The organism is Pseudomonas sp. Sample_23, from assembly GCF_004307595.1.
GTDB lineage: Bacteria > Pseudomonadota > Gammaproteobacteria > Pseudomonadales > Pseudomonadaceae > Aquipseudomonas > Aquipseudomonas atacamensis.
This window is the reverse complement of record NZ_RCNX01000094.1, coordinates 9,899-15,755: the sequence shown is the minus strand read 5'-3', so window position 1 is coordinate 15,755 and position 5,857 is coordinate 9,899. Positions and strand designations below refer to the sequence as shown.

The 5,857-nt window shown below is 62.2% G+C and carries 4 protein-coding genes; all 4 read left to right on the top strand.

From position 1 onward, the window contains the following. Positions 1-212 precede the first annotated feature (212 nt). Genes fdnG through fdhE form a run of 4 tightly spaced genes read left to right on the top strand, consistent with a single transcriptional unit; the run spans position 213 to position 5,806 of the window. A complete protein-coding gene (gene fdnG / locus D8U82_RS25365) occupies positions 213-3,278 on the top strand; it encodes a formate dehydrogenase-N subunit alpha (RefSeq protein ID WP_153188858.1) in 3,066 nt (1,021 codons plus the stop codon). Then, complete coding sequence (fdxH, locus tag D8U82_RS25360; protein WP_130903211.1) at positions 3,279-4,214, top strand: formate dehydrogenase subunit beta; 936 nt, start codon at positions 3,279-3,281, stop codon at positions 4,212-4,214. It abuts the gene before it with no gap. After that, positions 4,211-4,876 (top strand): formate dehydrogenase subunit gamma, encoded by a 666-nt coding sequence (locus D8U82_RS25355; protein WP_125926631.1) that lies wholly within the window; start codon positions 4,211-4,213, stop codon positions 4,874-4,876. The genes fdxH and D8U82_RS25355 overlap by 4 nt, the downstream gene beginning before the upstream one ends. Before the next feature lie 3 nt (positions 4,877-4,879). Continuing rightward, positions 4,880-5,806, top strand: coding sequence for a formate dehydrogenase accessory protein FdhE (fdhE, locus tag D8U82_RS25350; RefSeq protein ID WP_130903210.1), 927 nt, complete (start codon positions 4,880-4,882; stop codon positions 5,804-5,806). Positions 5,807-5,857: the final 51 nt, after the last annotated feature.

Sequence of the window (5,857 nt, the reverse complement as noted above, 5' to 3'; positions counted from 1 at the left end):
TGGAACGCGGAGCGTCCCTTGAGGCATTCCCACGCAGAGCGTGGGAACGATCAATACCTCGAGATTGCAGATGAAACACCCGACGGTCGGTTTTCACACAATCGGCAAGGTCTTTGTCTACAGTGAAAAAGTCGGCGCCAAGGCGTCGCAACCGTGATTGTCCAGATAAAGCCCGGCACAAGTACCGGGTTCCACCTGATCAGGAGTGCACGATGGATCTCAGCCGTCGTCAGTTCTTCAAGGTCGCCGGTATCGGCCTTGCAGGCTCAAGCCTGGGCGCGTTGGGCATGGCCCCGACGGCGGCCTTCGCCGAGCAGGTGCGTCACTTCAAGCTCGCCCACACCCGTGAAACCCGCAACACCTGCCCGTATTGCTCGGTCGGTTGCGGTTTGATCATGTATAGCCAGGGCGATGCCGGCAAGAACGTGGCGCAAAACATCATTCACATCGAAGGCGACGCCGACCACCCGGTCAATCGCGGCACGCTGTGCCCGAAAGGCGCGGGCCTGCTCGACTTCATTCACAGCCCCGGCCGCTTGCAGTACCCGCAAGTGCGCAAGCCCGGCAGCAATGAATGGACGCGCATCGGCTGGGACGAAGCCCTCGATCGCATCGCCGACCTGATGAAAGCCGACCGCGACGCCAACTTCATCGAGAAAAATGCCAACGGGCAAACGGTGAATCGCTGGCTGACCACCGGTTTCCTCGCGGCATCGGCGGCATCCAACGAAGCCGGCTACATCACCCAGAAGGTGATTCGCAGCCTCGGCCTGCTGGGGTTCGATAACCAGGCGCGTGTCTGACACGGTCCGACGGTGGCAAGTCTTGCCCCGACGTACGGCCGTGGTGCCATGACCAACACCTGGACCGATATCGCCAACGCGAATCTGATCCTGGTAATGGGCGGCAACGCAGCAGAAGCGCATCCGTGCGGCTTCAAATGGGTGACCGAGGCCAAGGCGCACAATGCTGCGAGGCTGATCGTGGTCGACCCGCGTTTTACCCGGACCGCTTCGGTGGCCGACTATTACGCGCCGATCCGCACCGGCACCGACATCGCCTTCATGGGCGGGTTGATCAATTACCTGCTGACCGAGGACAAGATCCAGCACGAGTACGTGCGCAATTACACCGACGTGTCGTTCATCGTCAAAGCCGGTTATGGCTTCGAAGACGGCCTGTTCAGCGGCTATGACGCGGAAAAACGCAGCTACACCGATAAGTCCGGCTGGGGTTACGAATTCGCCGAGGATGGTTTCGTCCGCGTCGACCCGACCCTGCAAGACCCGCGCTGCGTTTATCAACTGATGAAGCAGCATTACAGCCGCTACAACATCGACCTGGCCAGCCAGATTTGCGGCATGCCCGTCGACGCCATGCAGAAAATCTGGGAAGAGATCGCCACCTGCTCGACACCGGGCAAGACCATGACGATTCTCTATGCCCTCGGCTGGACGCAGCACTCGATCGGCGCGCAGATCATCCGCAGCGCGGCGATGGTGCAACTGCTGTTGGGCAACGTTGGCATGCCCGGCGGTGGCGTCAATGCGCTGCGCGGACACTCGAACATTCAGGGCCTGACCGACCTCGGCCTGCTGTCCAACGCCTTGCCCGGCTACCTCACGCTGCCCAGCGACAGCGAGCAGGACTATGGCCAGTTCATCTTCAAACGCACGCAGGTTCCGCTCAGACCGGGGCAGCTCTCGTACTGGCAGAACTACAGCAAATTCCACGTCAGCCTGATGAAATCCTGGTACGGCGCCAACGCCACCGCCGAGAACAACTGGCTGTTCGACCATTTGCCGAAGCTCGACATCCCTAATTACGACGTGCTGAAAATGTTCGACCTGATGAGCCAGGGCAAGGTCAACGGCTACTTCTGTCAGGGCTTTAATCCGATCGCCGCGTTGCCGGACAAGAACCGCGTGATGGGCGCGTTGGCCAAGCTCAAGTGGCTGGTGGTGATGGACCCGCTCGCCACGGAAACCTCGGAGTTCTGGCAGAACGTCGGGCCGTACAACGACGTGAAAACCGCTGAAATCCAGACCGAAGTCATTCGCCTGCCGACCACCTGTTTTGCCGAAGAGGACGGCTCGCTGGTCAACAGCAGCCGCTGGCTGCAATGGCACTGGAAGGGCGCCGACGGCCCCGGCGAAGCGCAGACCGACGTTCGCATCATGAGCGAACTGTTCCTGCGCCTGCGCCAGCGTTATCAGACCGAAGGCGGCAAGTTTCCTGATCCGCTGCTGAAACTGTCGTGGCCGTACAAGATCCCCGACGAGCCTTCGCCGGAAGAACTGGCGCGGGAGATCAACGGCACCGCCGTCAGCGATTTCACCGATGCCGGCGGCGTCACGGTCAAGGCCGGTACGCAACTGGCCGGCTTCGGTTTGCTCAAGGATGACGGCAGCACCGCGTCCGGTTGCTGGATTTTCGCCGGCAGCTGGACCGAGGCCGGCAATCAGATGGCGCGGCGCGATAACGCCGACCCATTTGGCATGCACCAGCATCAAGGCTGGGCGTGGGCCTGGCCGGCGAATCGGCGAATCCTCTACAACCGTGCTTCGGCGGACCCGGCGGGCAAACCGTGGGATCCGAAAAAGCGGCTGGTGTGGTGGAACGGCAAGGCCTGGACCGGCACCGACGTGCCGGATTACAAGGCCGATGTGCCGCCGGAAGCCGGGATGAATCCGTTCATCATGAACCCCGAGGGCGTCGCGCGGTTCTTCGCCGTCGACAAGATGAACGAAGGGCCATTCCCTGAGCACTACGAGCCGTTCGAAACGCCGATCGGCATCAACCCGCTGCACCCGCAGAACAAGAAGGCCACCAGCAACCCGGCGGCGCGGATCTTCGATTCGGTCTGGGAAACCCTCGGCGAGGCCAAGGACTTCCCCTACGCCGGCACCAGTTACCGGCTCACCGAGCATTTCCACTTCTGGAGCAAGCACTGCAAGTTGAACGCGATCGCTCAGCCCGAGCAATTCGTCGAAATCGGCGAGGTGCTGGCGAACGAGAAGGGCATTGCTGCCGGTGATCGTGTGCGCGTCAGCTGCAAGCGCGGGTTTATCGAGGCGGTGGCGGTGGTGACGAAAAGGATCCGGCCGCTGCAGGTCAACGGCCAGGTCGTGCATCAGATCGGCATCCCGCTGCACTGGGGTTTCACCGGCCTGACGCGTCACGGTTACCTGACCAACACCCTGGTGCCGTTCCTCGGCGATGGCAACACTCAGACCCCGGAATCCAAGTCATTCCTGGTCAACGTGGAGAAACTGTAAATGGCCAGCCAAGACATCATTGCCCGCTCGGCCACCACCATCGTGCCGCCGTCAGTGAGGACCCAGCAGGGCGTTGCCAAGCTGATCGACACGACCAAATGCATCGGCTGCAAGGCCTGCCAGGTCGCCTGCTCGGAATGGAACGAGCTGCGCGACGAGGTCGGCCACAACCACGGCACCTACGACAATCCGCAGGATCTGACGGCGGATTCGTGGACGCTGATGCGCTTCACTGAGCACGAAACCGACGCCGGCAACCTCGAATGGCTGATCCGCAAGGACGGCTGCATGCACTGCGCCGAACCCGGTTGTCTGGCCGCGTGCCCGAGCCCCGGAGCGATCATTCAGCACGCCAACGGCATCGTCGATTTCGATCAGGACCACTGCATCGGTTGTGGCTATTGCATCACCGGTTGCCCGTTCAACATCCCGCGCATTTCGCAGAAGGATCACAAGGCCTACAAATGCACGCTGTGTTCCGATCGGGTTGCGGTAGGGCTGGAGCCGGCCTGCGTGAAAACCTGCCCGACCGGCGCGATCGTCTTCGGCACCAAGGAAGACATGCAAGAACACGCCGCCGAACGCATCGTCGACCTGAAAAGCCGTGGCTTTGAAAACGCTGGTTTGTACGACCCGGCAGGCGTTGGTGGCACTCACGTGATGTACGTGCTGCACCACGCCGACACGCCGAAAATCTACGCCGGTTTGCCGGACCATCCGGCGATCAGTCCGCTGGTGGGTTTGTGGAAAGGCATCAGCAAACCCCTCGGCCTGCTGGCGATGGGCGCGGCGGTGCTGGCCGGGTTCTTCCACTACGTGCGCATCGGCCCGAATCGTGTCGAGGAGGATGAGCATCCGGCGCCACCCGATACCTCGGTGCACGTGGTCGACCCGGCGGTGCACACCTTCGATCCACGCGGGGAGGAGCGGCCATGAGCAACAAGACGATCCTGCGTTACAGCGCCAACCAGCGCACCAATCACTGGCTGGTGGCGATCCTGTTTTTCATGGCCGGGTTGTCCGGGCTGGCGTTGTTTCATCCGTCGCTGTTCTGGCTGAGTAACCTGTTCGGCGGCGGCACCTGGACGCGGATCCTGCACCCGTACATGGGCATCGCCATGTTCGTGCTGTTCCTCGGCCTGGTGTTCAGCTTCTGGCGCACCAATTTCTTTATCGCCAATGACCGCCAGTGGCTGCGGCGGATCAACCGGGTGATGGTCAACGACGAAGAAAGCGTGCCGCCGGTGGGTAAATACAACGCCGGGCAGAAGTTGCTGTTCTGGACTTTACTGCTGTGCATGCTCGCGTTGCTGTTCACCGGGCTGGTGATCTGGCGCGCGTGGTTCAGCGCGTATTTCGGCATCAGCGTGATCCGCTGGGCCATGCTGTTGCATGCGCTGGCCGGGTTCGTGCTGGTGCTGAGCATCATCGTGCACATCTACGCCGGTTTGTGGATCAAGGGTTCGGTCGACGCCATGCTGCATGGCTGGGTCAGCCGGCCGTGGGCGAAGAAACACCATGAACTGTGGTACCGCGAGGTGACCCGCGACGAACAGCCTCGGGACCTGCCCGAGCGACCGCTGACGAAAAAGGGCTGACTTTTGCCAAGCATTCTTGAACCCGGGGAAATCGAGGCGGCGGCCAGTTCGCCGCCGTTTCTGTACCTGCCACCACGTAACCTGTTTGCCCTGCGTGCTGAGCGCCTTGAGCGTCTGGCCGAGGGCAATGGGTTGGCGGATTATCTGCGGCTGATGGCCGGATTGTGCCGGGCGCAGCAGCAGGTGTTCGACGATCCGCCGCTGACCGCGCCGTTTGATGCGCAGCGTTTCGAAGCCTGTCAGCAGCACGGTCTGCCGCCGTTCGCGGCAGACACCTTGGTGCGCGAGGATGCCTGGCAGCCGTGGCTGAATGCCTTGCTGCAGCGCTATGCGCCTGCGGATCAGCCAGCGGTGATCGACGCGCTGGATACTTTGCGCGGCGCCAGTCCCGGCCAGTTGCGCGCGTGGGCAGTGGCGCTGGTCAGCGGTCAATATTCGCTGGTGCCAGCGGCGCTGGTGCCGTTTCTCGGCGCGGCGCTGCAAACCGCCTGGAGCCACTGGCTGCTCAGCGTGCCGCAACTGCAACTGAAACCCGGCGACAGCCTCAGCCAATGCCCGGCCTGTGGTTCACCGGCCATGGCCGGGGTCATTCGCCATCGCGGCAAGCACAACGGTTTGCGCTATCTGGTGTGTTCGCTGTGCGCCTGCGAATGGCATGTGGTGCGTGTCAAGTGCGTGTATTGCGAGCGGAGCAAAGGCCTCGAGTACCTGAGCCAGGAAGACGATCGGCACAGCGCCGAACAGGCCCCGCTGCGCGCCGAAGTCTGCCCGAGCTGCAACAGCTACCTGAAATTGCTCTACCTGGAGAACGACGCCGAAGCCGAAGCGTTGTCGGCAGATCTCGGCAGTTTGCTGCTGGACATGCGTCTGGCCCAGGACGGCTATCAGCGTCTGGCGCCCAATCTGTTGCTGGCGCCGGGAGACGACTGACCAGCGCAAAATTGTGGGAGGGGGTATGGCCTAATCCCTGTGGGAGCTGGC

Bases quoted from the DNA above. Each gene is read 5' to 3' on its own strand.
- fdxH (WP_130903211.1), top strand. From the start codon at position 3,279: ATGGCCAGCCAAGACATCATTGCCCGCTCGGCCACCACCATCGTGCCG.
- D8U82_RS25355 (WP_125926631.1), top strand. From the start codon at position 4,211: ATGAGCAACAAGACGATCCTGCGTTACAGCGCCAACCAGCGCACCAAT.